Source organism: Bradyrhizobium sp. HKCCYLR20261 (genome assembly GCF_051168435.1).
Taxonomy (GTDB): Bacteria; Pseudomonadota; Alphaproteobacteria; order Rhizobiales; family Xanthobacteraceae; genus Bradyrhizobium.
Genome location: NZ_JBNPUZ010000003.1, coordinates 388,970 through 414,881, shown reverse-complemented (window position 1 = coordinate 414,881; position 25,912 = coordinate 388,970). Strand labels below are relative to the sequence as shown.

Genomic DNA, 25,912 nt, shown 5'->3' with positions numbered 1-25,912 from the left:
TGCGAACCTTAGTCGATCGCGGAGGGGGCGCAACGGCTCAGGCTCAGTTCAGGACCTCCACGGTGGCGGAGCGTCCGGCGACCAGCTCGCTCCGCCGCGAAATGTCGTCGAGCGCGATGCGCACGGGGATGCGCTGCGCCAGTCGCACCCAGTTGAAGGTCGGATTGATGTTGGCGAGCAGGCTCGCGCCCTCGGCGCGGTCGCGGTCCTCGATGCCCGCGGCGATGCTCTCGACCTTGCCGGTCAGCACCTCGCCGGCGCCCATCAGGCGGATGCGGACGGGTGCGCCGACACGGATGCGCGGCAGCTTGGTCTCCTCGAAATAGCCCTCGACATGCAGCGTGTCGCTGTCGACCAGCGCCATCACGCCTTTCCCGGCGCCGACATAGGTTCCGGGCCGCAGGTCCATGTTGGTGATGACGCCGCTGACCGGCGCATGCACCTCGCTGCGCTCCAGATTGAGCTTGGCGACGGCCTGGTCGGCCAGAGCCTGGTCATAGGACGCCTGCGCCTGCTGCTGGGTGGCGAGCACCTGCTCCTGCTTCTGCTGTGACACGGCCTCGGTTGTCAGCGAACGGTAGCGGTCGAGGTCGGCATTCGCCTGGTTGAGCGTCGCGAGCCGGCCGGCCACGACCGCGTCGGCCTGCTGCAGCGCGAGCTTGAAGCGGGCGCGATCGATGCGGAAGATCACGTCCCCCTGATGCACCGGCTGATTGTCGCGCACCAGCACCTCGGTGACGAAGCCGGAGACGTCAGGCGCGATCTGGACGATGTCGGCGCGCACGCGGCCGTCGCGCGTCCACGGCGCCTTCATGTAGTAGCCCCACAGATAAGTGCCGACCAGGATCACCGCGGCGACGGCGGCGGCCGTCACCGCGACGCGGCCAAGCAGAGGAAAGATGCCTTTCACGACAGGAACTCCGAAGCGAGATAGACGATGCCGCTGAGCGCGCAGACGTACAGCGCGAAGTCGAACAGCGCGGGGTGCCACACTAGGCGGTAGACGCCGAGCCGGCGCAGCAGGACGCGCAGCACGGCGATGCAGCCATAGGCGATGATCAGCCAGAGCAGCAGCGAGGGCACCAGCACGCCGGCGATGTCGATGTCGTGCTTCATGCGACGAGGCTCCGTCGAGCGGCACTGTCGGCACGATAGGCTGGCGCGTCTGGAAAAAGGCCAGTGCGGATGCCGACCAGCCCGATCAGCGCATCTTCCTTCGCTGCCGCCACCGGCTCGTCCAGCGTCTTCAGCAAGGCCACGTCGATCGCGGACAAGAGATGGGCAGGCATCGCGCCGGTCCCGATGCCCCGGCCGCGGCACGCGGCGGCGAGACGGTCGAGCATCGTCTCGATGGCGCCGAGCGCAGTCTCCGTCAGTCCATGGCGTGCGCGGCGGAGATCGATGATGTTGAGGCCGACCCGGAGATGGCTCAGATTGTCGAGCTCGCGGCGGTCGTCCTCCGGAATCGCAGCAAAACGTTGCGCGAGCAGTCCCAGGCGGTCGAGCATGAGGCCGACGAAGGCGCCGCGATCGTGGTGGCCGCGCCGCTCGGCGGTCAAAGCGAGCGTGTCCCAGCTCGTGCGCAGCAATCGCTGCGCAATCCATTCGGCGCGCACCGAGCGAACCAGCCGCGTCAGCACGACGGCCGCGACCATCCCGACCATGAAGGCGATCGACGAATTGGCGTAGCTCTGGAAATCGGCGCTGTAGGTCGATTGCAGCGCCAGCAAGGTCGCGCCGTTGGCGCCCAGCGCCATGCCGATCGGCGTGGTCTGGGGACGTGCGATCAGAACCCCGAACAGCAGGAAAGCCGGCGCCAGCGCGGCAATCAGCAGCTCGACGTCGGAGATCGCCGGAATGATCGCGAAGAGATAGACCGCGTCGACGGCGATCGCGACCAGCGACCAGGCCGCGAAGCGGACGATGCTCGGCGCGGGATCGTCCTGCGTGGCGAAGAAGGAGCAGGCGACCGCCGCCATCATGGGCGCCGAGGCCCCATCGGCCCAGCCGGTCGCGATCCAGAACGCGCAGCAGACCAGAATCGCGATCACGACGCCGGCCGCCGACCATAGCGCCAGCGCAGGATCGCGATGCCGCGCCGGCGCGATGCCCTGCTCGGTGCGGAAGGCGAGCGGCACCCTGGACGTGTCAGTGCCGGCCGCAATGGCCGCATTCAGCGCCCGGCAATCCTCGGCGATATCGACGAGCTCGCGCAGCCGGATCAGCAGGCTCGTGGTCATGATCTGGTGCCACGAGGAGTTGCCTTGAAGCGACGGGCGAAGCGCGTCGATGTCGGTGCGCAGGCGGTCGGCCGGTTCGCGGTCGTCTGCCGCGATCACCCAGTCGGCGAGGTGTCGCAGGAGAGCGCGGAGCTCGCCTCCGACATGGCCGTCGAGCGCTGCGAGGCGGTCGTGGATCGAGCCGAGCAGCGGCAGCAGCAACTGCATGTGCAGCCGCAAGGCGCGGAGCCCTTCGACCGCATGATGGTCGGCCTGCCGATCGAAGGCGAGGTGGGTGGCGAGCGCATCGATCTCCAGCGCTTCGGCGGCGAGCCGGAGGCGGTGGGCACGATCGGCGTCGCTGCCGCCGCCACCGAGCAGGACGTCACGGCTGAGGCCGCGCGCATCGCTGAGCCAGCGCTCGACCTTGGCGGCCACCACAGGCGCGACGCTGCGCGGAAGCACGATGGTGGAGACCAGTGTCGCGCAGATGATGCCGAGCGTGATCTCCTGGGCGCGCGAGACCGCGACATCGAAGATGCTGCCGGGATCTGTCACCGCCGGAAAGCCGATCAAGGCCAGCGTGTAGCCAGCCAGCATGAACAGGTAGCCGCGCGGGGTGCGGTCGAGCAGCGAGACGTAGAGGCAGGCGCCGGTCCACAGCGCGATGACGAGACTGAGCAGTTCGGGCGAGTTGACGAAGCTCGGCACGATCGCAACGGCCGCTGCCGCGCCCGCGAGCGTCCCCAGCACCCGGTAGAGAGCCTTGGAGGCGGTGGCGCCGGCGAGCGGCTGCGAGGTGATGTAGACGGTGGCCATCGCCCAATAGGGCCGCGGCAGGTCGATCCACAGCGCGATCAGCAGCGCCAGCACGGCGGCGGCGAACGTCTTCACCGAGAAGGCCAGGTCGGCGCCGCGGAGGGGGAAGGTGGGCATGGTTCGCATCAGGGGCCAGGCCTGGAGGGGACGGCGTCGGTCAGGCGCGTCATGCGCTGCTCGATGCGATGCAAAACGTCGTAGGTGACTGCGAGGTCCTCGGGCGCGATGTCCGCGAGCAGAACGCTCCGCACCCGCCCCAGGACCGCCTCGATCTCCGTGGCCTTGGCCGCGCCCTTGGCGGTCAGATGCAGCGTCTTGGCGCGGCGGTCGGTGCGGTCTTCCCGGCGCTCGACCAGCTTTTCGGTTTGCAGCAGGTCGATCAGCCGGACCAGCGAGGGGCCCTCGATGCCGACCTCCTCGGCCAGCGCTCCCTGGCGGATGCCGCCGGTCTCGCCTGTGCCGTGCCGCGCCAACGCCCGCAGCGGGTGCGCGGTGGCTTGGGACAGGCCGTGGTTGGCCAGGGCCTGGTCGGCCTCGCGCCGCCACAACCGCGCGACGCGGGCGATCAGGAGGCCGATTTCCGATTGGATGGTACTCTGGGGAAGTGACATGCAATTTAGATAGGAATAAAATTGATAGGTTGCAATCTATTTGGCCGAGAAACAGGCGGCTTGATCTTCCTTTTGTTTCGCTGGCGCCGACTGGAACCCGCGCCAGATTGGATTTTACCGGTTCCTCAGCGCAGCGGCTTCTTCAACAGCGAGAACCGGTCGGGATCGAGGCCCATCGAGGGCTGCAGCATCGGGGCATCCAGCGAGTTCGGCAGGCTGCCGCGATCGCTGCTCGCGCTGATGCCGCCGTCGCCATTCGACGCGTCGCGGCTCGAGGTCGCGCCGCGCCAGCGCTCCAGCACCGCGCTGACGAAATGCATGTCGTGCCCGGCGTTGACCGAGCGCACCGTGGCAATCGTCGCCTCGCTGCGCGGCATCTGATGCGGCGGCACCTCCTTGAAGCGCAGCCGGGTCGGCAGCGCGACGCCTTCACCGAAGGCCAGCACCTCGCGGGTGCCGAGCGAGGGAACGAAGGACAGCAGGTTGGCGGCGGCGTCCGACACCGCCGAGCGCAGCAGCGACTGGTCGCGCTCGTTGGCGAGACGCATCGTGAACAGCGTGTTGCACTGGGAGATGATGGTGGCGTCGAGCTCGGCGGGACGCTGCGTGATCAGGCCGAGATAGACACCATATTTGCGGCCTTCCTTGGCGATGCGCGAGATCGCCTTGCGGGTCGGCCCGAAGCCGATCGAGCGGTCGGCCGAGGCGTAGCGGTGCGCCTCCTCGCAGACGAACAGCAGCGGCGAGACGCCGTCGCTCCACAGGCCGAAGTCGAACGCCATGCGGCAGACCACCGAGACGACGGAATCGACCACCTCGGCCGGAAAGCCGGCGAGCTGCATCACCGTCATCGGCCGGCCGTTGGCTGGCAGGCGGAACAGATGGCTGATGACCTCGGCCATGGTGTCGCCGCCGACATTGGCATTGTCGAACATGAAGGCGTAGCGCGGGTCGTTGCGCACGGTCTCGATGCGCGAGATCAGCTTGTGATAGATGATGCGCGAGGAACGGTTCTCGAGCTTGCCCATGCGCTCGTCGATCAGATTGATCAGGTCGACGAGGCGATACGGCACCGGCGTATCGACGGTGTAGCCGATCGTCTTCGGATCGATGCGCTTGAGGCCGATGCGGTCCGTGTTCTGGTACTGGGTGTAGATGCCCTTCGCCAGCGGGATCACCTCGGCGAGAATGTCGAGCTCCTCCGGCACGCCGGGGCGGCCGCCGAACAGGACGTCGACGATCTCCTCGAAATTGAACAGCCAGAACGGCAGCTTCAGATTGCGCGGGTTGAGCACCAGCGCGCGCTCGCCGAAGCAGCGGCCATATTCGTTGTGGACGTCGAGCAGGAAGATGCGCAGGTTCGGGCGGGCTTTGAGGATCTCGTTGAGCAGCAGCGACACGCCGGTCGACTTACCGACGCCGGTCGAACCGAGCACCGCGAAGTGCTTCGACAGCATTTCCTCGACATTGACGCAGGCGCGCACGGACGGGTCCTGCTGCAGGGCGCCGATGTCGATGTGATCGCCGGCGGTCGGCGTGTAGATCGTACGCAGCTCCTGGCTGGTGATCATGTCGACGGCGTCGCCGATGGTCGGATAGTGGGTGACGCCGCGCTGGAACTTCGGCTTGTCGGCGGGCCCAAGGATCTCGCCGAGCAGGTCGACCGAGGCCGTGGCGACGTACTCGTTGGCCTGCGAGAGGTCTTCGCTGGTGACCTCGGTGATGATGGCAATGATCGTGGCGTTGGGGCAGCGGATGCTGATGAAGCGGCCGACAGTGGCGCGGATGTCGGAGACGGTCATCTGCTGCGTCGACAGAATGCCGACGCGAGCCTGGGAGCCGCGCACCGAGATCACACGTCCAAAGGATGTCACGGTCATGAAACCTGTGGTGAAATTGTTTGAGCCGACACCTTCTCCGCAGTGACTGGAGAATTTGTTAAGCGGGCCACACTTGCGATCGGGCCGGTGCTTTTTCGTGGCGGCGAGGCGCGTGGCCGAGCGCTCTGACGCCGGTTCCCAAACCTGGCATAACGCCTTGTGGCACAAAGGTTTCTGCATCCTGTCCTCAAGCGTTGCGCGAGCTGGTGGAATTAACTCTCGGTTCACCATGTCCACGGCTCGGCATAAGCCATGTTAGTTCGGCGGCGGCGCCAGGATCGATGGTCGGCCGCATGCCCGTTCGTGCTTGCAGGCGCGTCAGCATGGCGCGGCGTGACGCCGCCTCCGGCAAGCGAATTTGATCGCGATCAAGAGGGAACACGGGCGAGCCCGGTATGGTCTTCCCGTCGAGCGCGAGGGAGCGGATGCCTGCCGGTCTCATCGAGCGTGCCGGTCGCGCATGTGCCGCTGAAGAGCCGATCCTCGCGTGAAGCAGGAGGATGACATCATGGCTGAACCCACCAAGCTGCCTGTGAACACCGAGACTGCGAACGCGCCGTCGTTGCAAGGATGGCGGCCGTTCGACAATCTCAGGCGCGAGATCGATCGCGTGTTCGAGGACTTCCACGGCGGACTTTGGCGCACGCCGTCGCTGTTCGATCAACTGCCGGGCCTGGCGCGCACGAGGTCCTTCGCGGTCGCGCCGGCGGTCGATGTCGCCGAGCACGACAATGCCTACGAGGTCTCGGCGGAACTGCCGGGGCTCGACGAGAAGAACGTCGAGGTGAAGGTCGCGGGCGGCGTGCTGTCGATCAAGGGCGAGAAGCAGGAGGACAAGGAAGAGAAGAAGAAGGACTATTATGTCCGCGAGCGCAGCTTCGGCGCCTTCGAGCGCTCGTTCCAGATCCCCGACGGCGTCGACACCGACAAGATCGAGGCGGTGTTCAAGCAGGGTGTGCTCAAGGTGACCCTGCCGAAGAAGCCGGAGGCGCAGAAGGCGGCCAAGACCATCGACATCAAGGCGGCCTGACCGCGAACAGCCGTTCCCGGCCATGGGACGGCGGATGAATTCGATTCCCGCTGAAGGGCCGCATCCGCGGCCCTTTTTTTCGAGCGGCCGCGGGGCTAATCTGCATCGCAAGCAAGCGGCCGGCGATACGGGCCGGACAAGCATGGGATGGGAGACGAAGCAATGGGCAAGCTCGCACTGGCGGCCAAGATCACGCATGTGCCGTCGATGTATCTCAGCGAGCTGGATGGCCCGGCCAAGGGCAAGCGCCAGTCGGCGATCGACGGACATCTCGAGATCGGGCGGCGCTGCCGCGAGGCCGGCGTCGACACCATCGTGGTGTTCGACACCCATTGGCTGGTCAATGCCGGCTACCACATCAACTGCGCGCCGCATTTCCAGGGGCTCTACACCTCGAACGAGCTGCCGCACTTCATCGCCAACATGACCTACGAGTACGACGGCAATCCGGAGCTTGGCCACATCCTGGCCAAGGGCGCTAACGCGCATGGCGTCGCGACCATGGCGCATGATGCGACCTCGCTGGCCCTGGAATACGGCACGCTCGTTCCGATGCGCTACATGAACGCTGATCGCCACTTCAAGGTCGTGTCGGTGTCGGCGCTGTGCACCTCGCATTATCTCGCCGACAGCGCCAGGCTCGGCTGGGCGTTCCGCCGCGCGGTCGAGGAGCATTACGACGGCACGGTCGCGTTCTTCGCCTCGGGCTCGCTCAGCCACCGTTTCGCGCAGAACGGCACCGCGGACGAGTATCGCGACAAGATGTTCAGCCCGTTCCTGGAGCGTCTCGACCACGAGGTGATCCAGATGTGGGAGCAGGGCGAGTGGCCGGATTTCTGCGACATGCTGCCGGAATACGCCAGCAAGGGCCATGGCGAGGGCTTCATGCACGACACCGCAATGCTGCTCGGCGCCCTCGGCTGGAATCATTACGACCGCGGCGTCGAGGTGGTCACGCCCTTCTTCCCGTCGTCGGGCACCGGCCAGATCAACGCGGTGTTTCCGGTCTCGCCGATGCCTGACGTGCTCGAGGATGTCGGTCGTCCCCGCGCCGCGGCGCTGGCGGGCGGACGGCTGTAAGCCGCGCAGCGCCTCACCACACGCCCGCACGGGCCAGCATCTCCACGATGTCCTCGGGGTAGACCGTCTCCCCCGTGGCCGTAAGTTCGGCCCGCCGCCACCAATGCTGCGCGGCAATGGCGGCGCGCTCCAGCTCGGTCCAGTTCACCGAACTTAGATCCGGATGCGCGACCCTGACGAGGAAGTAGCGCTCGTCCGAGCTGACCTCCTCGCCGTCGACCAGGGTGAAGGTCACCGAACGCTGCGCGATCTCGGGGCCGGGATCGCTGATGCGGATGCCGGTCTCCTCGAACATCTCGCGGCAGGCCGCGGCCGCGTAGCTCTCGCCGGGATCGACCCCGCCGCCCGGCGTCGCCCAGAACTGCTGCCCTTTCAGCGCGCCCGCCAGATGCACGAACTTGAACAGCAGGAGCCGGTCGTCGGGATCGACGATGAGGAGGCGGGAGGAGGGGCGTTCACGCATGACAAGTCTCATCGTTCTCGCGGCAGCATCTGCCCGAGCTTTGCCAGTTGAAGGCCCTCGAAACCAGAGAGGGCACAGGGAAGGCCGGGTGCAGGCCGCACCCATGGCCCGCCTGCAGAAAGAAAAGCAGGCGGCAGTCACCACAGGATTGGCCGCGACACGCCGGCCTTCCCTGCGCAATGGGCTTACGGCTTATACGTGATCTCCCCGGGGACCGGCGTTCTTGCCCCCGTCGTCAGCGTCATCGTCCGCCGACTTGACCTCAGCGTCGTGTAGCGCGCAATTTCAAATGTCACCCCGCGCAACTTCAAATGTCACCCCCCAAAAAGAAGCTCCGGGAACCACCCGGAACCAGGCTTTGACGCGTCCCGCTTTAAATCCCTCTAAGGTGGTCATCCCCCAGCGGTTGCCACCTTTGTTCCACATGGATACGGTCGGGCAAGGGTGGGCAGTCGGGGGGCGGCTATGAATGTGAAACGGCTTGGGGACACTCGTCGCGTCGAGTATCTGGACGGTCTGCGCGGCGTTGCCGCCCTGGTGGTCCTGATCGGTCATTCCTGGATGATGTTCAGCCAACCGATCTCCAGCTATTCGTCGGGCGACGGCGTGGCAGCCATTCCGGCTATGCTCCTCAAGGTCGTGGGCCTTGTGGCGAACGGCAACTCCGCGGTTTGCATCTTCTTTCTGCTCAGCGGTTTCGTGTTGGCCGACTTCGCTCGCGGAGCGACGATTAGCTTTCCGGCTCAGGTTGTGCGCCGGTATCTTCGGCTCGCCATCCCGATCCTGATCACCTCGACTTTTGCTTATTGCCTGCTTCGATTCGGTCTCTTCCGCAATGCCGAGTCGGCCCGCATCTTCGGAGAGTGGGCCGGCGCGTGGTACCAGTTCGATGCTTCGTTCACAGCGATGACATACGAGGCGCTCGTTGGCACATTTGCCACAGGATCCAACGCCTACAATTCGAACCTGTGGACCATGCATCCGGAGATGGTTGGATCGTTCTACATCCTTCTGATCAACGCCATCCCAGCAACAAGGAGATGGCGCACCGCGCTGTATGGCTGCCTTATAGCTGTGCACCTGTTCGACTATCTTCCTCTCTTTGCGGTCGGTGCCCTCCTGCGAGAGTATGAAGTCGAAGTTCACCGCCTTGGACGGATGCCTTGGTTGCCTGCGGCACTCTGCCTTTTCGGCCTCTATCTTTGCACTCTCCCGGACGTCACCGGTGGGAAGCTTGAGCTGGTCTACCCGCTGCCGAAATTCAGCTTCGACAATACCCGGATCTGGCACTCCATTGGCGCGACGCTTTTGCTCGGGGGTGTGCTGACGTCCTCTTCTGCTCAACAGATCCTGGCGTCGCCGGTGGCGAAAAGCCTCGGCAGAATCAGCTTCACGCTCTACCTGATCCATGTCCCGATCCTCTGTAGCCTTGGCGCCTGGCTGATCGTGGAACTCGCGACGGCCGGCAACGCGACCGCTGCTGCGATCGGCCTGCCCGTCGTTCTGCTCGTCTGCCTGGGTTCGTCAGTTCTCCTAACTCCAGTAGTAGACGTGAGCGCCGTACGCGTGTCGCGCCGCGTCGGCTATTGGCTGGACGAGATGATGACCGATTCACGGTCGTCGACAGCTCGCCGGCCGCCTGAGTTCCTGCCGCTTGCGGATGACCGGGCATCGTCGGCTCCATTGAGCTAACGCACACGACGTGCCGATATGGTTCCAGCGCCGGTCGGCGAGCCGCCCGATGACTGGCTGAATGCCACCAGGTAGACCGTCGTCGTCGACGCAAGCGATAGCCGCGTTCGTGGTGCAATGAGGTTGTGAGTCGCGCCGGCGATGTTGACGTTGCCGCCAGCCTCCAGCGAGCCACGCGTCGCGCTCGTCGTGCTCACCGACGCCAGCACGGCCGTATAGGTGGTGGCTCCGCTGTTTCCGAATGCAATGATGCCCTCGACGTCCCAGTCGCCAGGCGGCAACGAACGGGACGCGATGTTGACGCTGCCGCCTGGCGTCAAGGCGACGCCGGTCCCCGACGACGAGAGGAACTCCCCGACGTTGCCCGCTGATGCGTTGTCGTTCGTGGTCGTCCCCGGCAGCTGGCCGACAGCCGAGGGCAGCGCGGCAAGCGGCTTACCGCTGTCCTTCACGATCTTGCCGCTCGTGCCATTGAATGCGGCTACGTTGTCGCCCACCGCGGTTGCTGGCCCTGTCACGCCACCATCCATATTGGCCTGGATGATATTCCAGCTCGCTCCCACGCCAGCTTGCGTGCCCGAGGCCGTGCCATCGGTGATGCAGAACAGCGTGTCTCCGACCTCAACGTTGGTCCCCGATGCTCCGCCGATCTTGCCGGCGGCCGACACCTTGTAGGTCCAGCCGCGATCGGCGGCCGGATAATTCGGGCTTGCCGAGCAGTTGATGACCCCTTTAAAGACCATCGCGTCGGCTGCGCCGACGATCTGATCGACGTACGACTTCACCGCTTTCTGCGAGGCAACGCGGGCGTCGCTGTTGGCACCGAGTGCCGCGTCCGTATCGAGAACGAACTGACCAGACGCCAGCTTGAACCGCTTGCCGTCGTTGGAGATGATGCAGGTGAGCCCGTCGTCGGCCGTAGTCGTGTCGGTGCCGTCGAGATAGTAGTCCTTGCCGGTCGTCTTCAGACAGATGGCCGACTGGCCAGCAAGGGTGGTGTTGCGAATTTCGGTCGCGTCGGCGAACACCTGGGAGACGCGGCCTTTCGCCCAGGTTCGGAAATCGGACTTCGACACGTCTGCCGCCGAGGCCAGTCCCGCGACACTATCGATGGGGTTCGCACTCATTCGGGATGGTCCTGCGGACGGTGGTGAACCTTGTGCACGTACTCAAGTTCGATGCCGAGCTCTCGCTGCAGCATTGTGGCGGAAATCTCCGGCAGCGCGATCGTCAGGTGCCCACCCTGGTCACCGCTGGCGCAGTCGACGAAGAAGTGCCATCGGCCGAAGTTGACATTCGGGTCGATAGCTCGACAGGCGTCGTACCACGACAGAAAGGAAGGCACCTGCGGCCACTCTTGTTGAGGAACTCCAGCCGCGTCCAGCCGGCGCTGCTCGGCCAATGCGCTCTCGATTTCGTTGTCGCGTTCGGCGATCAGCCGCTGCGCCTGGTCGTACAGATCAGGTGAGAGGTTGAAGAGCTTGCAACGATCGTCTTTGGAGATCTTGTAGATCGGCATCTAGCTCACCCATCCTGATCCTGCACCTGGCGCTGAACCCGCAGCTGGTGTCCCCGGAAGGTTGCCCGGGATCGTATTGCCGTTGCGGCTTAAATAGGCCCCCGGTGCGACGGTCCACTGTTTCGTCCCGCTCCCGGTCGTCCCATACGTGATGGCACCACCAAGGTTGATTAGGACCGGGCCCGAAGCGTTGTAGAAACTCCCGAACACTGCGGAGGTCGGCCCGTTGATCGAGACCGTAATGCCCCCCACGACATTGACGACACCAGAGCCGAGAGCGGCGATGTGACTTCCGGCGTTGCCACCGTTTGCGATCGTGTAGCTCGCATTCTGATTGTACGTCCAACCGGAGCCGTCGCTTGAGTAATGTGCACCAGTACCGGAACCGAAGTTGTCGAAGACGACGCCGCCAAGCTGATCGACGATCGACTTCTGATGCTGCTGAATCGCTTTGACATTGGCGCCGCCGCCGAAGAACGTCACGTTGCCAAACAACATGCAGCAGCCGTCACCGATGGTCCAGCACGACCCTCCCGACGTATAGGTCTTGGTGAAGGCTCCGGGCGCAGCGCCGACCCAGTAGAACGCTTGGCAGCCCGGTGGCTGGCCGTGGAATTCGTGATGGGCCGGGAAGTCTCCCGTCAATGTGACGGTCGATTGGCCACCACAGTGCAGGAAGTTCTTGTTCAGTGCCTGCCAGGCGGCGGCCTCAGTTTTGAAGGCCCGCGCGGAATCTGCGAGGCCGTCGGCAACGAGTGGGTCGTCGCTGCCGTTGGTAGCATGAACGTAGAGCTGTACGCCGTTCCTCATCCACGGCCGCAGACCGCCCATGAGGGTGACCGTCGTCGCGATCCGCTCGACGTCATAGCTCTGGGTCGGATACAGCGTGAAGCTGCCGACATTTGTGCCTCCGACACCCTTGCCGACTGAGCCAGTCTCCTCGTTGTGGATCGTGCATTTGAAGCCGACCGGGAGCGCCGTCGCCGACGGGAACAGGACCACGGCAAACGCGCCGCCATAGAAGCTGAGTGTCAGGCCGTTGTCGGCGCTCGTGACGTTGTAGACTGGATCTGTGGCGGAGTTGATACGTTTGACGGGGTTGGAGGTCGACACCCAGCTCGTGCCGTCGAAGCGGAACTCGACACCTTGCGCCTTGTCGAAGGCGAGCCATCCCGGTCCTGGCGTGTACAGCGTGAAGGTGCCGGCGATCTCGCAGATCGCCAGCTTGCCGTCGGCCCCGGCCCATGCACCGGTTGCCGACGGAGCAATGATGTAGGCGGTGCCGACGCTTGGGCTCGCCGGCGGCACTGTGGTCGTCTGGTTTTCGACGATCATGCGCCGGCCGAAATTGATCGCGGCGGACAGCGGGACGGAGTTGGCTGCAAACGTCTGGTTGCCGAGCCCGACCACCCACGAGCCGCCGGCGTTCTTGTGATAGTACGTGTCGATCGACCTCACGTAGATGAAGCGGCCGATGCCGAAGTTGATGAACTCCCAGCCGCGCCTGGTGTAGACCGTGATCTGGTTGCTCTTCCCGGCCCAGGCCCCGCTCGCGCCGGCTGCAACCAGATACGCATCGCCGCGCGTCGGAGATCCCGGCGGAGCCGACAGCGTGTTGTCGAGCACCGAATAGGCGAAGACGTCGGTACCGGCCGCCAGCTTGTATCGCAATCCATCCGAACTCACGAGACAGCTGGTCCCATCGTGCGCCGTCGTGGTGTCCGTCGCGTCGAGGTGGAAGTAGCGGCCGAACAGCACGAGATCGATGATGGTTGCACCCGTCGACGGATCGACCGCGACCAGGTCCCGCGAGTCCTCGACGTCGGCGAGCACATAGGCCATCCGCGCGACCAGCAGGTTGCGCAACGCGCCCTTGTTGGTGTCTCCTGAGGTCGGGAGCGCCGCGACCGCGGCGTGATTGACTGTCATCGGCTCAACTCAGGTCCAGGTCTGTCAGCACGAACGGCTGCTCGTCGGTGGCTGCGGTGTAGTCGGTCTCGATCGACGGATCGTATTCGACCAGCGACAGCATCACGGATGAGAAGTTGTCGGTGAAGCTCCAGTCGAGGCAGAGATAGATCCCGTTCGCCTTCGCGAACAGCACGCTGTCGAAGCGGATCGGATTGCCGATCGGATCGTCAGAGCAATCGGCAAGCAGCACCACGTCGCAGGTGACGGTGAGCTGCCGGCCGAGTCTTGCATTGCCCAGGAACGCCTTCTGCAGCCGCTGCGCGCGGCGGTGGTCCATCGTGAACGGCAGGTCAAGCGTTGCGTCGAGCAGCTCGCCGTCTGCGGTGCGAAGGTCCGAGCGCACCAGCACCGGGCCGTCGACCTGCTGATACTCGCGGTCGGCTGCCACAAAACGCACCTTCAACCGGTTCACCAAGTCGCGCTTCGGCTTGGCCGCGCGATAGTCGACACCGCCGGTAAGAATGCCGTCATAGACGGTGGCCACAGGATCGCGCGGATAGGACGATGACGGCCAGACGCGGCCGGCGCTCGACAGCACGAATCCGCGGTTGGCGCTGATCATGCTCGACAGCACGGTCGCGGGGCTTTGGTTGAGCGTGATGACGCCATCGATGGTGTGGCGCTTGATCGAGGTGCCGTCGGCGCAGACGATCGCACCTTCGTCCCAATCGGCCGCGCGCGCCACCTTGTCCCAGTCGATACGCGACGGCAGGATTCGGCCGCCGAAGCGCTGAATGAGGTAGTAGGTCTGAACGAGCGCTGCCGTGTTGCTGTAGCTCCAGCTCGCTTCCGCCGCCGCGGTCTCGTCCGGATCGGATGGGTTGTACTGCAGGATATGCGCGGGATTGCGCGGGTCCGGCACGGCCACGCCGTCGACCAGAAAGATCGGGTTGGGCCGCGCCACCTGGCCCCACAGCGCGGTGTATTCATCGATGTCGGCGCCGTAGTCGTAGCGCACCACTGCGGTCGCGGTTCCTCGCTGGCGGAATCCGGAGTCCAGGCTGGTGAAGTCCTGCGCCAGCAACGGGTCGATCGCCTGGTCGACGTCGCCGAGACGCAGCGACGCGCGCAGGCGGGTCGGATAGTCGGGCTGCCCGGCGCGGCCGATCGGCGCCAGGATGGCGTTCGGCTTGAGCTCGGAGAAGACGAGCTGCTGCGCCCCGACCTGCATCGAGCGGAAGCGCGTGATCCTCTTCGCGCACAGCAGGAGCCCCTGGTACAGGTAAGGAGGTTTCACCGCCTCGAAGAACAACGGCCCAGACACCAGCGCCGTGCCGAAGATGATGCGCTTGCGCGGGATCGGCTGCCGCTCGACCACCTGCATGGCCTGCGGCGTCAACGCGCCACCAAAGGACTCGACCGACGAGATGCCGGCACCGCTATCGATCGCGCCGGTGCCGCGGGGCTTCTGGGTCAGCGCCGAGATCGCGTAGTTGACGGCGATCGATGCGCCGATCAAGACTGCGGCTCCGACGGCACCGGCGACGACCGCAGAGGTGCTCGTGATGCCGATCACTGACAGGATCGCTGTGCCGATCGTGATCGGTTCGGCCTTTATCACGCGCTCGCCGGGACCGCGCGTCTGGCGCACGACCTCGCGGGCCGCCATGGCCGCCAGCCGTGGTTCTCGATCGAGCCGCTCGATCGCCCAGGCGGCAACGTGAGCCGGGATCATGCCACGCTCCACATCGACTTCACGGCCTCGGCCTTGACGGCGCTCCAACCATGTTCGTTGCGGCCGACGAACCATCCGGGAGCCCGGCAGATCACGGTGGAGGTGATGCCCTCGTTGACGATGATGCCGATGTCTCCGGTTCGCTCGGCGCCTCGAACGACGGGCTGCCAGCCGTGCAACGCTGCGGCGCGCTCGATCGCCGCTTCCAGCCCGCCGCGGCCGAGCACGCGCAGCGCGCCGCGCCGCGTCTTGTAACGCCCGCGATAGCTGGCGGCGGCGTCGTAGCCGAGCGCCTCGCGGAGGATGTTGGCGCACCACAGTGCACAGTCGTCGACGCCCCAGGCCATCGGCTCGTCCCGAGCCATCGCCGCCAACACCGAGGTTTCCAGCCGTTCCCGCGCCATCAGCTCTGGGTCCATTGCAGCGTCTGGTTTTGCAGGCCGGAGATCAGGTCGAAGCCGGAATCGTCCGGATACTCCAGCCTGTGTTCTTCGCTGGTCCAGGCTTCGTCGAGTGCTCGATCGAGCGTGTAGAAGCCGGTGCGGGCCGCGATCGTGACCGCGACGGTGCCGTCTTCGCTGGCCGAGAACGACTGATAGTCGAGCGTGGCGTCGACCACCTGGAAGGCGTCTGGCACGACCGTGCCGTTGTCTTCGAGGCAACCAAGCCACACGTTGCCGCTCCGGTTGCGAACGTTGTCGTTCAGCGTCGCGACCACCTCGGGATCGGCGCCGACGAGCGTGAACTTGATCTCCTGGATGATGAGGTCGCTGGTGTTCTTGATCGGCGTGATGGTGCCGAGCTGCGAGGTCCCGGTCCAAACGTAGCCGTTCCAGAACAGCGGCCCGACGCCGGTCCACATGCGCGCGGTGCCGTCGGGATGCTCGATCTCGGCCAGCAGAACCAGCGGCTTGCGATCCCGCAACGCCTGCGCCATTCCTTCTGAGAGAAGCCGCGCCATCATGCCGTCCTCTCGATCGCTTCGACCAGCGAGAAGCCGAAGTCGGACCGCATCGGCGACGTGATGCCCATCTCGCCCTGGTTGTCGTCGACGAGATGGAAGACCGACGTGGGATCGGTGAGGACCACCATGTCGCCGGCCGCAACGCCACGGCGCAGCCGCGGCCGGATCTCGACGCCGGCGGCGCCGCTCGCGTCCGTCCCGCTGGGAACCATGACCTGATACAGGTGCGGGAAGTCGGCAGCGATGCCGGCTGGCCGGATCTCGACCAGGTCGCCGCGATTGAGTACACGCGCGGTCGATGCCGGCAGGCCGCCGATCACGATCGAGTCGTCGCCGCGCGCCCCGTCCTGAGTCAGATAGGCCGTGGGCGGCAGCAGGCCGCTGACGAATCCGCTGCCGTCCGAGAAGCCTGACCCGTCCGAGAACTTCGCCTTCGATGTGGCGACGTCGAGATTGTAGGCCGGCTGTCGCCGCGAGAAGTCGCCGATTCGCATCAGCCCGGACTGGCCGCCGAGGCGCGAAAAGAACGCGTCCATCTCGCGCCACACCCGCGGGTCGTGCACGGTGCCAACGGTGAACTTCGGCATGAACAATTGCGCGTGCGGACCATAGGCGGAGTTGCCACCGGCCCAAGGCCGCGGCGAAGTCTGCGACGCCGGGAGCAGCTTGAACGAAATCCGTGAGAACTGGTACCACTCCGGCGGATATGTGAAGATCGTGCTCATCTGAACAGCCCCGGCGTGTTGAGCTTCATGTCGACGAAGATCGCCTGCACGTACTTCTTCAGGTTCTTGCGGTCGGACTCCTGCGCCGCCGAAAGCCGCGCGACGGCCGCCGCATCGGCGCCGCGCGCATCGATCTGTGGCGCATAGGTGAAGCTCATCGGCGCCATCTGACCGCCCGACTGCGTCACGCCATCGCCGGTGAAGCCGCCGTCGGCAAAGCCTCGCTGCAGCCGCCTCAAGGTCGGCAAGCCAACACGCGCCACGGCTTCCTTGTTGAAGACGAATTCGTCGCGATGAACGATGCCGGCAGGGTCGTACTTGCCGCCGGGCCCGGTGTAGCCGCCGGCGTCGAAGCCGACCGTCGGCATGATGTAGTCACCGATCGCGAGCGAGCCCGTCGCGGCGCCGCCGCTGCCGCCAAGGCCGAGCAGCGACAGCAGGCCGCCCCCCGAGCCGCCGCCCAGCGCCGCGGACCACAGCTGGTCGGCCGCCATGCTCATCAGCTTGTCCGCGATCTTGCCGAGCGCGTTCAGCCCGGCCTTGCCGAACGCATCCATCGCCGAGGCGCCGTTGCGGATGCCCTGGCCGATCTCGACCCAGGCGCCGCTGAACGTGCTGCGCGTCTCAAGCAGGAAGGAGTCGACCTGCTTGTTGGCGTTGCCGATCTCGTTCAAAGCCTGTTGAAGCCCCGGCAGCGCCGAGCCCGCGACCTTCGCCGAATCGGCGACGTCCCGCATCGCCTTGCCGAGCGCGGTCTGCGCGGCCGTCATTTGCTGTGTGTTGGTGGGATCGACCAGTTTCTGGTCGATCCACGCCCTCAGCTGATCATTGGCCGCCTGCTGCGCCTTCGCCTGGTCGAAGATGCCGATCGACGCTTGCTGGCTGACCCGCGCCATCTCCGCCTGCGCCCGCACGACGTTGAGGATCGCATCGCGCTGCTGGCGCGACACGCCAACGCCCTGCAGCGCGGCCGCATCGAGCTCGAGCTGCTTCGATCGGACCTGGTCCTCGACTGTCGCAAGCTGGCCCAGCAGGCCGATGCGCTGCTGCGCCTGTTGGTTGGCAACGAGCAGCTCCTGGCTCGTCTTCGGCGCGGTCTCTCCGCGCAGCTGCGCCGCCTTGGCGCTGTATGCGGTCGACAGCGCGTTGTCGTTGGCCGCCTTCTGGAACGAACCGAAGCGGCCGGCAAAGTCCGGGGAGTCGGAGCTGCTGCTGGCGGCGCCCGCGGCGAGCCGCGCCGCCGCCGCGAGCCCGCCAAGGCCGGGCACGCTCGATACCGCGGTGGCCGCGCCGGCGCCGATCTTGCCGAGCCAATCCGGCACCTTGATGCTGGACAGCGCGCCGATCACCTCGATCACGCCGGCCTTCATGTAGTTGACCATCTTCGTCGTCGCCGTGTTCCAGGCTTCGTCGAAGTCGCGGGCCTTCTTGATCAGGTTGGCCTCGGCCGAGGTGTTGAACTGCACCGAGGCGTCGATCGCCGCCTGAATGCCGCGGCTACCTTGCTCCATAAAGCGGACCCAGGCCATATCGTTCGGCAGCCCGGCCTCGCGCAGGATCTTCTGCTTCTGCACGTCGCTCGTGGCACGCGCCACGAGATCCGCGACCGACCCGAGATAGCCTTGCAGATCCTTGGCGCTCTTGCCGTTCGCGATCATCAGGCCGTTGAGCGAGCCGAAATTCTTATTGGCCTGGTCGACCTGGTCGGCGAACCCCGTCATTCCCTCCGCGAAAGACTTGGTGTCGATGCCCTTGAATGCTGCGGCCTGCTGCAAACCATGCAGCTTGGCGAGCGTGGTGTCCGTCGAGCGGGAGAGATCGTCGAGCGCCAGGCTGCTCTTCACGCCGCTCATTGCCAGGCCCGCGAACGCAGCCGCGCCGAGTCCGACGACGCCGCCGAGCAGCCGCGCCGGCGTCAACAGGCCGAGCACCTGCTGCGCAAAGCCGCCGAGCGTTCCTTTCGAGGTCGAGAAGATGTCCGCGACCTGGGTGCCTTGCTGCATCAACACCGTGAAGGGCGACTGGCCGGAAGCGAGCGAGACGGCAATGTCCTGCGCCTGGCGCGACAGGTTGATCATCTCGTGCCGCGCCAGGCCCATGCGCTTGGTCAGATTGTCGTTCGCGGCACCGGCGCCGTTCGCGGCGCCACCGAGGTTACCGAGCGAGCCCGTGGCCTTTGAGATCGAGTCCTGGATGCCCTTCGAGGTCGAGACGGTCTTGGCGCCGAGATCCGTTAACGCAGCCTTCGTCTCCTGCGCCGCCTGCTTGGCGCCGGAGGCATCGCCTGCAATGACCAGGGAGACGCGCATCAGCTAGCTAACCTCGTTGAATGCGGCGCAAGCCGCGGCTTCCATCGCGCGCAGGCCACGCCAGAGAGTTGGCGTGACGGCAATTCCTTCCGCATCGAGCCCAGCCCGTACGCCCGCGTAGTCCAGCCCGACCACGAGCGGCACGGTCGGCGCGATGTGGCCGCCGACCGGCGTGATCATCCCGCCGGCGGACCGCGGCACGACCCTCCACTGCGAGGCAACGGCCAGGAAGGCCTCGACCACCGGCACGTTCTCTGGCCACAGCCCGTCGAACTCCTGGGCTGCTGTGGCCTCCGCATCGTCCGCCATCAGCGCCCGGCGCAGATGATCCAGCGACTCCGCGTCCATGCCGGAGCGCTGGCCTTGTTCGATCAGCTCTTGATCCTGCGAAGCGGCTGCCGGAGCGCCGCCGACCCAGCGCCGGGCAGCCCATTTCAGTTTCCCTCGGGTGCCCTCGTGACCGCGTGCAGATAGTGCTTCGACAGCGCGAGCCGGACGTTCGGGCTGCGCAGAAGCTGCTCACGGATCTCGTCGTTGCACTGGATCGACTGGCCGTCGTCGTCGGTCAGGTCATTGAAGCGCACAACCACCGCGTCGAGGAATTTGCTCGTGCCGTCCATGGTGGTGAGGTCGAACTTGTTGATCTCGTCGACGTCGAGATAGACGAATTTCGTTCGCAACGTCTCCTCGGTATGGCCGACGTCGGACGGCATGAGGACCTTGACGTCGTGGGTGAACGTTCGTCCGGTCGAGATCTTGAACATGGCTTCAAATCCTCCTGACAGATGATCGGCCTTTGGTGACACCGCCACTCGATCGAGCGGCAGTTGTTAGGTGAGCGCGAGCGAGAACTGGTCGTTTCCGTTGTTCGGCAGCGCCAGCATCGAGAGCGGCCACTCGGCGACTCCCTGGTTGGCCTGGTAGCCGGTCGGCCGTTTGAACTCGGAGGTCGGGCAAGACAACGTGCAGATGTTCCCCGCGACCGTGCCGTGCACGAGAGATACCGGGACCGTGGTCTGCGCGTTGGCGAGGCTGTAGGGATTGAGCGTCGACACCGGCACTGCCTCGACGGTGAAGTCGAGCTGCTCGCGATGGTCCACGATGACGACGGCTTCCGAGCCGACGAGCATCCGCGGCTCGACCTGGTTGTTCATGTCGAAAGTGAAATTGCGCATCACCATCGCGACGGAGTTGACGTTGAAGGTGGGCGTGTTGGCCTGGCTGACCATGAGCGGCTTCTTGAATGCCGTGAGCGTCGGCACGGCCGCAGCCACCTCGCTCGGCGCCACCCACAGCCCCATGAAGTTCCAGGCGATGGTCGGGATGCCCTGGGCGTTGACGGTGATCTTCGCCGAGCCGCGCGCGCCCTTGATCGCGTGCAGCGTGCCGCCCATCCAGAACTTGAAGTACACCGACTCCGGGTTGTCGGTGATCGGGTTGTAGGTCACCGAGGTGGATGCCACGATCACCTCGGCGCAGCCGCAGCCGCGCATCAGCGGACCCCAGGCCGGCGCAGTCCCGGCCGTGCCGGAGCCCGCAAGCTCCGTCTCGAAGCTGAGGGACACATGCAGCTCGGCCGGGATCGACGGCTGGTTGCCGAAGTATGGCGTGACCAGGTCGCGCGATGAGTCGCTGCCGTCCATCGGCGAGATCGAGATGTTCTTCGCGAGGATCGCGTTGAGCGCTCCGGTCAGCGTCGGATCGACGCCGTAGGTGGCCTCGATCTTGGCGAGCAGGACCTGCTTGCGGAAAAAGATCGGCATCGCTTACTTCCCCTTCTTGTCGGACTTGCCGGCCTTCGGCGCCGGCTCGGCGTCGTCGGGCACCGGCAGGTTCGGCACCAGCGAGCCGTCGGCCTGCCGGATCCAGCTGCCGCCGCCCGGCGGCTGCGGGAGCGGCTGTCGTTCGGTGTCGTCGCTCATGAAACGATCCTCAGTTGGTCCAGCAGCGCGAAGTCGATCTGGTAGATCACGAGGCCCTTCTCAGCGGAGAGCAGCCGGCCGCGCGTGACGCGAAACACGCCAGCGACGTCGCCAGGCGCCCAGCCGGCGACGGCCGCGATGACGGCGCCGCTCAACTGCTCGATCGTCGGCAGCGCCCGACGCGCCTTGGCATCGCCAAGCGCCTTGATGCACAGGATTACGGCGACGGACTCTTCCAGCACCTGCGTATGTGCCGAGGTCACCGACTCGCCGCCGCGATCGTCGAAACCGAGCGGCACCACGAAGGCGGCGACCTCCCTCTGTGGCAGCGCGCCGGCGGCGATCAGTGCCGCGAGATCCGCCACGCCTTCGATGCGGCCGGCAAGTGCCGGCACGCTCGCATCGATCCGCGCGGAGACGTCGTCGACGAGCGTCGTCATTGCAGCTGCCCTCCACCGGAGACGAACGTCTCGACGATCGTCGTGATCGTGCGAGGATCATCCTGGTCGAGGCCGAGGAACGGCCGCGCCGGCATGTGGACGGTCCGCGCGCCGATCGTGGCCTTCCGGGCCCGGTCGGCCTTCGACGGCTTGGCGAACCGCGAGATGCCGGTGCGCTTGTTGGTCTTGAAGTGCAGCACGGCTTCGCGCGCGTCCTGGTCGATCGTGCCGCCGAACTGATGGATCGCCGCGTAGATGACGTTGGTACCGACCTCGACCTGGGTGGAGCTGGCCTGAAACGTGATCGAACGGTACAGCCGCGAGGACAGGATCAGGGTCTTGCCGCCGCGCTGGACCACGCGCAGGCTCGGCGGCCAGGGCGAGCCGTCCGGCGCCTTGGAGCGGTCGAAGCGGTGATGGGTCGACGTCACCAGCGCAAGCCCGATGTCCTCAAACATCGGCTGCGGGTTCGACAGCCGCGAGATCGCGCCGGCGATCGTGTTCTCGACCGCCGCGCCCCCCTGGACCTCGAGCCTCAGCAATGCGCCGGTCATCAGATGAAGCCTTTCAGGTTCTCCGGCGTGAGCGGCCTGGCGCGGTCGGTCGTGCGCACGCCGCTCGCGCCCGATGCAGCAGGCTCGATGCCGGCGACGGTCAGCCTGACGGCGCCGGCTGCGATCTGTGAAAGCATCTTCAAGGCGTCCTGATAGTCGAGGCGGACCTTCTCGGACACGGTGTCGCGATGCAGCTTGTAGACCGCGATCGGAACCGCGAGATCCTTCAGCAGCGGCGGCGTCGTCGCGAGCGGCAGCGTGTAGCGGCCGAGCAGGTAGCCGTTGATCACCGCATCGGCATCTGTGAGCGCTTGCGTCACCACCGACGCATCGATCGTACCCGCCGGCGGATCGGCGCGGTCGGTCAGCTCGATCAGCATCTCGCTGCCGTAGCGTGCGACCAGGTCCGACTGTGCGGCGTAGCTCATGTGCGCCTCACCGCCGCGCCAGCCAGATCGCCGCGCACGTCGTAACGGCCCCGCATGCGAAGCCGATGGCGAGGTACGGCGCTTCCGCCTGGATGGTCTCGATCAGGGTCCACAATTCGCCCATTTCGCCCTCACTTGCCAAGCGCGGCGAGATCCGCCGTCAGCTCAACGATGATGATGCTGGTCGCCATAGGTTCGCCGTCCTCATGAGCGCTTCAGGAAAAGGGTACCCTGGCCGCGGGGCGATCCGCGGCCAGGGCTGATCCGCTTGCCGGTGTCAGGACCCTCATCGGGCCGGCAGGCGAATTCGAAATGGACTTCCGGCTCTACGCCAAGGGCCGGTGGTAGCTGGCGACTGCCGAGACGGATGCCGTTCGGAGCGGAACGTCCGCAACGCTGCCGGCGTCGATCCAGCCGAGAGATCCGTTGCAGCTGACGTAAACCTCGTGGCCATCCGGAACGACATCACCCAGCAGATCGATGACCGCCGAGGCGTTGGCCAGGATGGCGATCCTGTCGCGCGCGTGAACCGCCTGCGTTGCGACCACCTGGTCGACCTTCTCGGCAACAGCCGTCTTTGCTTCGGCTTTGGATGCCGCCCAGACGGCGAATGAATAGCTCATGCGCCAGTCTCCTCGCTGCCATCCTTCGGCGGCCCCACCACGAGCTCCGGATCGTCGTGCAGCGCCTGCAGCTGCTCGCTCGTGAGATCGTCGACCTCAATCCTCACCGGCTCCGGGCCGAAGGCGCGGCCGGCGCGATAGCGCGGCTGCGTCCTGCCCTTGCGGGTCGTGACCTCGATCGACCAACCAGGCGGAGCGACCGCGAAGGTCGCGGCGGCCTCACCCGGAGGAAGCTGGATCGTCGGCGGTACCGTCTCGGTCTTGCCGGCGCCGGCCTGGTCGGTGGTCACAGTCGCAGCCACGTCGCCGGCATTCTCCGCGGCGTTCTGGTTGGCCGTGGCGGCGGGCGCGCTCGGCGCCGGCGGCTTCACATCAGCGGGTTTCGCTTTCCTGCTCATGGCTCACCTCAGCCGAGCCAGGTGCAGACAAGCACTTCCGCCGTGTTGTAGTAGATGTTGTCGGCGCCGGAGGCATCCTTCTGCGCGTTGATCAGCGCGAGCGCGGCGCCTTCGAGCGACGACGGCACGACGAGCAGCGGCTTGCCCTGCTGCAGCACGCCGAGCGGCCGGCCGTGATCCCCCCTCATTGCCATCATCGACTGGCGGGCGTTGGCGTAGTTCGCCTTGTTGAGCGTCTGCTTGGAGCCCCACGCATACTGCCAAAGACCGTAGCCGCCGTTGCCGCGGCCGTCCCAGCCGTACAGGAATTCCTTTTTGTTGAAGACGTTGGGATCGTCGGGACGATCGAGCGCGATGAAGTCGCCCTTCTTGCGCAGCTGCCAGATGACCGGCTTGATGACGCGGGAGACGTCGAGCAGGAACCACGGCGTGCCGGAGCCGCCGTCGGTGTTGGCAACCTGGTTGACGGTGACGCCGTCGGCCGCGATCACCGGGTGGTCGGTGTCGAAGAAGTACTGGCCGTCGTAGCAGTTGGTCGAGAAGCCCGCGAGCAGCATCGGCCACACCAGCTGGTCCGGCCAGGCCGCGACGCTCTCGCCGAACGACTGGAAGATCGGCGTGTACATGCCGAGGATGTCGTCCTCGATATGCTCACGGTCGACGCCGACGGTCAGCTCGAAGGTCCGGTTCTTGATCGCGTAGGACGACTCCGACAGGTTCTGCACGACGCGCTCGCCGAGCCATTCGCGCACGCTCGGCACCTTGCCGAGCCAGCCATAGGTCTCGGCGCTGGCGCTCGACGGCACGACGGTCGCGATGCGCTGATACAAAGTCGCGGTCTGACCGAGCTGCTGCTGGAACGTGGTCTTGAAGCCGACGCGCAGACCGTCGAGGTTCTGACGATTGATGAGCATGGAGAACTACCTTTCGAAGGGCGGTGAAACCACGCCCCTAATGACGAACGATGATGTCAGAGGATGTTGCCTGGACCGGTGGCAACCCAGACGCCGAGGCTGTCGACGTCCACGACCTTGCCGGCGACCGAGCGCGTCGACGAGCCGTTCGTCTTGGCGACCGTGTTGTCGTCGACGATGTAGCAATCCGACCCGATCTCGGTGCGAGCGATCGTGTCGGTCGAGGTCGAGTTGTTCCAGCGGAAGACGCCTGACTGCACCGTCACCTGCTGGTCGCCGTTGGCGCCGGACGAATTGTCGACGGCCTTCTCGGCGCGGCCGACCGCGACCAGGCCGGTGGCGACGACGCCGCCCTTGGCGTAGCCGGACGCAAGCACGACGAGCGCGCCGGCCCAGATCTTCGTCGATGCCGCCACGTCGTAGCTGTGAAGCGGCTTTTCCTTGCGAGGCGTTGCGCGGTCGGCGGTGAGAGCGGCCATGTGAGTCTCCGGCTAGGGATGCGGGCTGGAAGGTTGACGATCAGGACTCGGTGATCAGGACTCGGCGGCTTCTGACGCCAGCGTCTTGGCGTAGGCGTCCTCGCTGATGCCGAGCAGCGCGGCGATGTTCTTCTGCTCCGCGTTCAGCGCCACTTTGCCGTCCTTGACCACGGGCGGAGGATCGCCGGTCGTACCGGACGGGCCGAGCTTCGGCAGCGCGCCGATTTCCTTCTCGACATCGGCGGCGCCCTCGGCGCTCGCGGCATGACGCGAGATGTAGTGCTCGCGCATCGGCTTGACGCCGACGCGACCTTCACGGATTGCGCCGTCGACGAAGGCGGTGGCGCGCTCGCGTGCTGCGGTCGTGGTCACAGCGGCGAGCCTGGTGCCGAGATCGCGAACCTCGCTCTGCAGCGCCGCGATGGTGGTCGCGGCCTCTCGATCGGCGGCCGTCGACAGCGCGGTGATCGCCTGCACGATCTGCTCGCCGGACGCGCCGGCCTTGAGGCCCGCCGCCGTGGCGATCGCGTTCATCGACGTGTCGGTGCCGCACATCGACTTGACCTTGGCCATCACGGACTCGGCGTCGGCATCGTCGGCCATGCCGAGCAGCTTGCGAAGCTGGGCGAGCAGATCCATCGGGTCGTTCTCCTGTTGCGAATTGAGCGCGGCCATGCCGCGCAGGTTCGGTGTGTTGGTCAGCGATGCGCGCGGCATGTCGAGGACAGCGCCGCTCTTGTCGTGGATCAGCACGGGCGAGATGAAGCGGTAGGCGCGCTCGGCGAGCAGCGCGGCGCCGGGCTCCGACCACTCCACGCGCCCATAGATGCCGTCGGCGCGGACTTCGAGCTGCGTCGCCCAGCCGCGCGCCGGCGCGGGCCGGCCTTCGGGCGCCGCGAGATCGGTGGCATGGTTCTCATCGATCGGGATGCGGCCGGCATGCAGCGCCAGCGCGTCCGTAGCGAGCTTCTTCGCATCGGTGACGCGATAAGGGCCGCGGCCATCGACGGTCGCAACGAGGCCGCCGTGGCCGATCGGCAGCAGCATGATCCATTCGGGTGCAGCGGCGCCGGCTGCGTTGAAAGCGATTTCAACGCCGGTGCCGTGAACCTGAAAAGCTGTGCTTGTGTTTTTGCCCGACATGCCCTCACATGACGGCAGCACGGCGCGATCCATAACCCTGACACGTGTCAGGGT

General features: G+C 65.9%; 29 protein-coding genes. 3 read left to right on the top strand and 26 right to left on the bottom strand.

The window, feature by feature from the left end; all coding sequences use genetic code 11:
• Positions 1–43 precede the first annotated feature (43 nt).
• The 5 genes from ACQR1L_RS09090 to ACQR1L_RS09070 form a co-directional block, all read right to left on the bottom strand.
• Positions 44–910, bottom strand: coding sequence for an efflux RND transporter periplasmic adaptor subunit (locus ACQR1L_RS09090; protein WP_434857614.1), 867 nt, complete (start codon positions 908–910; stop codon positions 44–46).
• Positions 907–1,116 (bottom strand): DUF1656 domain-containing protein, encoded by a 210-nt coding sequence (locus ACQR1L_RS09085; protein WP_434857613.1) that lies wholly within the window; start codon positions 1,114–1,116, stop codon positions 907–909. The genes ACQR1L_RS09090 and ACQR1L_RS09085 overlap by 4 nt, the downstream gene beginning before the upstream one ends.
• Positions 1,113–3,164 carry an FUSC family protein gene (locus ACQR1L_RS09080; RefSeq protein WP_434857612.1) on the bottom strand — a complete coding sequence of 684 codons (2,052 nt, stop codon included), beginning with the start codon at positions 3,162–3,164 and terminating at the stop codon, positions 1,113–1,115. Before ACQR1L_RS09080 ends, ACQR1L_RS09085 begins: the two co-directional genes overlap by 4 nt.
• Positions 3,164–3,649, bottom strand: coding sequence for a MarR family winged helix-turn-helix transcriptional regulator (locus tag ACQR1L_RS09075; RefSeq protein ID WP_434857611.1), 486 nt, complete (start codon positions 3,647–3,649; stop codon positions 3,164–3,166). Before ACQR1L_RS09075 ends, ACQR1L_RS09080 begins: the two co-directional genes overlap by 1 nt.
• A gap of 125 nt (positions 3,650–3,774) precedes the next feature.
• Entirely contained in the window at positions 3,775–5,529 is a 1,755-nt protein-coding gene (locus ACQR1L_RS09070; protein ID WP_434857610.1) for an ATP-binding protein, read from the bottom strand.
• Positions 5,530–6,037: 508 nt separating this feature from the next.
• On the opposite strand from ACQR1L_RS09070, the gene ACQR1L_RS09065 reads away from it, so the two are divergent.
• A complete protein-coding gene (locus ACQR1L_RS09065; protein WP_434857609.1) occupies positions 6,038–6,559 on the top strand; it encodes an Hsp20/alpha crystallin family protein in 522 nt (173 codons plus the stop codon).
• 162 nt (positions 6,560–6,721) lie between these two features.
• Positions 6,722–7,639 carry a 3,4-dihydroxyphenylacetate 2,3-dioxygenase gene (hpaD, locus tag ACQR1L_RS09060; protein WP_434857608.1) on the top strand — a complete coding sequence of 306 codons (918 nt, stop codon included), beginning with the start codon at positions 6,722–6,724 and terminating at the stop codon, positions 7,637–7,639.
• Positions 7,640–7,652: 13 nt separating this feature from the next.
• On the opposite strand, the gene ACQR1L_RS09055 is transcribed toward hpaD, so the two are convergent.
• Positions 7,653–8,102 (bottom strand): NUDIX hydrolase, encoded by a 450-nt coding sequence (locus tag ACQR1L_RS09055; protein WP_434857607.1) that lies wholly within the window; start codon positions 8,100–8,102, stop codon positions 7,653–7,655.
• 465 nt (positions 8,103–8,567) lie between these two features.
• Between ACQR1L_RS09055 and ACQR1L_RS09050 the strand changes: the two genes are divergently transcribed.
• Positions 8,568–9,794, top strand: coding sequence for an acyltransferase family protein (locus tag ACQR1L_RS09050; RefSeq protein ID WP_434857606.1), 1,227 nt, complete (start codon positions 8,568–8,570; stop codon positions 9,792–9,794).
• Here the strand turns inward: ACQR1L_RS09050 and ACQR1L_RS09045 are convergent.
• The 20 genes from ACQR1L_RS09045 to ACQR1L_RS08950 form a co-directional block, all read right to left on the bottom strand.
• Complete coding sequence (locus ACQR1L_RS09045) at positions 9,791–10,921, bottom strand: hypothetical protein (protein WP_434857605.1); 1,131 nt, start codon at positions 10,919–10,921, stop codon at positions 9,791–9,793. The genes ACQR1L_RS09050 and ACQR1L_RS09045 overlap by 4 nt on opposite strands.
• Positions 10,918–11,313, bottom strand: a complete 396-nt coding sequence (locus ACQR1L_RS09040) for a hypothetical protein (protein ID WP_434857604.1) — start codon at positions 11,311–11,313, stop codon at positions 10,918–10,920. The genes ACQR1L_RS09045 and ACQR1L_RS09040 overlap by 4 nt, the downstream gene beginning before the upstream one ends.
• Positions 11,314–13,242 carry a DUF2793 domain-containing protein gene (locus ACQR1L_RS09035; protein ID WP_434857603.1) on the bottom strand — a complete coding sequence of 643 codons (1,929 nt, stop codon included), beginning with the start codon at positions 13,240–13,242 and terminating at the stop codon, positions 11,314–11,316.
• Positions 13,243–13,246: 4 nt separating this feature from the next.
• Positions 13,247–14,959 carry a hypothetical protein gene (locus tag ACQR1L_RS09030; RefSeq protein WP_434857602.1) on the bottom strand — a complete coding sequence of 571 codons (1,713 nt, stop codon included), beginning with the start codon at positions 14,957–14,959 and terminating at the stop codon, positions 13,247–13,249.
• Positions 14,956–15,378 (bottom strand): DUF6950 family protein, encoded by a 423-nt coding sequence (locus ACQR1L_RS09025; RefSeq protein ID WP_434857601.1) that lies wholly within the window; start codon positions 15,376–15,378, stop codon positions 14,956–14,958. The genes ACQR1L_RS09030 and ACQR1L_RS09025 overlap by 4 nt, the downstream gene beginning before the upstream one ends.
• Positions 15,363–15,920, bottom strand: a complete 558-nt coding sequence (locus ACQR1L_RS09020; protein ID WP_434857600.1) for a hypothetical protein — start codon at positions 15,918–15,920, stop codon at positions 15,363–15,365. The genes ACQR1L_RS09025 and ACQR1L_RS09020 overlap by 16 nt, the downstream gene beginning before the upstream one ends.
• Positions 15,920–16,648 (bottom strand): hypothetical protein, encoded by a 729-nt coding sequence (locus tag ACQR1L_RS09015; RefSeq protein WP_434857599.1) that lies wholly within the window; start codon positions 16,646–16,648, stop codon positions 15,920–15,922. Before ACQR1L_RS09015 ends, ACQR1L_RS09020 begins: the two co-directional genes overlap by 1 nt.
• A complete protein-coding gene (locus tag ACQR1L_RS09010; protein ID WP_434857598.1) occupies positions 16,645–18,957 on the bottom strand; it encodes a phage tail length tape measure family protein in 2,313 nt (770 codons plus the stop codon). Before ACQR1L_RS09010 ends, ACQR1L_RS09015 begins: the two co-directional genes overlap by 4 nt.
• A 3-nt stretch (positions 18,958–18,960) precedes the next feature.
• Positions 18,961–19,305, bottom strand: coding sequence for a DUF1799 domain-containing protein (locus tag ACQR1L_RS09005; RefSeq protein ID WP_434857597.1), 345 nt, complete (start codon positions 19,303–19,305; stop codon positions 18,961–18,963).
• Between the two features lie 86 nt (positions 19,306–19,391).
• Positions 19,392–19,721: a hypothetical protein gene (locus ACQR1L_RS09000; protein ID WP_434857596.1), complete on the bottom strand. Its 330-nt coding sequence runs from the start codon at positions 19,719–19,721 to the stop codon at positions 19,392–19,394.
• A gap of 66 nt (positions 19,722–19,787) precedes the next feature.
• Entirely contained in the window at positions 19,788–20,720 is a 933-nt protein-coding gene (locus ACQR1L_RS08995; RefSeq protein WP_434857595.1) for a phage tail tube protein, read from the bottom strand.
• 3 nt (positions 20,721–20,723) lie between these two features.
• On the bottom strand, positions 20,724–20,879 hold the full coding sequence (locus ACQR1L_RS08990; protein WP_434857594.1) for a hypothetical protein: 156 nt from the start codon (positions 20,877–20,879) through the stop codon (positions 20,724–20,726).
• The gene (locus ACQR1L_RS08985; protein WP_434857593.1) at positions 20,876–21,319 is read right to left on the bottom strand and encodes a phage tail terminator protein; all 444 of its coding nucleotides are present in this window, start codon (positions 21,317–21,319) and stop codon (positions 20,876–20,878) included. Before ACQR1L_RS08985 ends, ACQR1L_RS08990 begins: the two co-directional genes overlap by 4 nt.
• Positions 21,316–21,873 (bottom strand): phage virion morphogenesis protein, encoded by a 558-nt coding sequence (locus ACQR1L_RS08980; RefSeq protein ID WP_434857592.1) that lies wholly within the window; start codon positions 21,871–21,873, stop codon positions 21,316–21,318. Before ACQR1L_RS08980 ends, ACQR1L_RS08985 begins: the two co-directional genes overlap by 4 nt.
• Positions 21,873–22,301: a gp436 family protein gene (locus tag ACQR1L_RS08975; RefSeq protein ID WP_434857591.1), complete on the bottom strand. Its 429-nt coding sequence runs from the start codon at positions 22,299–22,301 to the stop codon at positions 21,873–21,875. The genes ACQR1L_RS08980 and ACQR1L_RS08975 overlap by 1 nt, the downstream gene beginning before the upstream one ends.
• Positions 22,302–22,627: 326 nt before the next feature.
• The gene (locus ACQR1L_RS08970) at positions 22,628–22,924 is read right to left on the bottom strand and encodes a hypothetical protein (RefSeq protein WP_434857590.1); all 297 of its coding nucleotides are present in this window, start codon (positions 22,922–22,924) and stop codon (positions 22,628–22,630) included.
• Positions 22,921–23,322 carry a hypothetical protein gene (locus ACQR1L_RS08965; protein WP_434857589.1) on the bottom strand — a complete coding sequence of 134 codons (402 nt, stop codon included), beginning with the start codon at positions 23,320–23,322 and terminating at the stop codon, positions 22,921–22,923. The genes ACQR1L_RS08970 and ACQR1L_RS08965 overlap by 4 nt, the downstream gene beginning before the upstream one ends.
• A gap of 8 nt (positions 23,323–23,330) precedes the next feature.
• Entirely contained in the window at positions 23,331–24,236 is a 906-nt protein-coding gene (locus ACQR1L_RS08960; RefSeq protein WP_434857588.1) for a Mu-like prophage major head subunit gpT family protein, read from the bottom strand.
• A gap of 56 nt (positions 24,237–24,292) precedes the next feature.
• Positions 24,293–24,715: a hypothetical protein gene (locus ACQR1L_RS08955; protein ID WP_434857587.1), complete on the bottom strand. Its 423-nt coding sequence runs from the start codon at positions 24,713–24,715 to the stop codon at positions 24,293–24,295.
• 54 nt (positions 24,716–24,769) lie between these two features.
• Positions 24,770–25,762 carry a phage protease gene (locus ACQR1L_RS08950; protein WP_434857586.1) on the bottom strand — a complete coding sequence of 331 codons (993 nt, stop codon included), beginning with the start codon at positions 25,760–25,762 and terminating at the stop codon, positions 24,770–24,772.
• Positions 25,763–25,912: the final 150 nt, after the last annotated feature.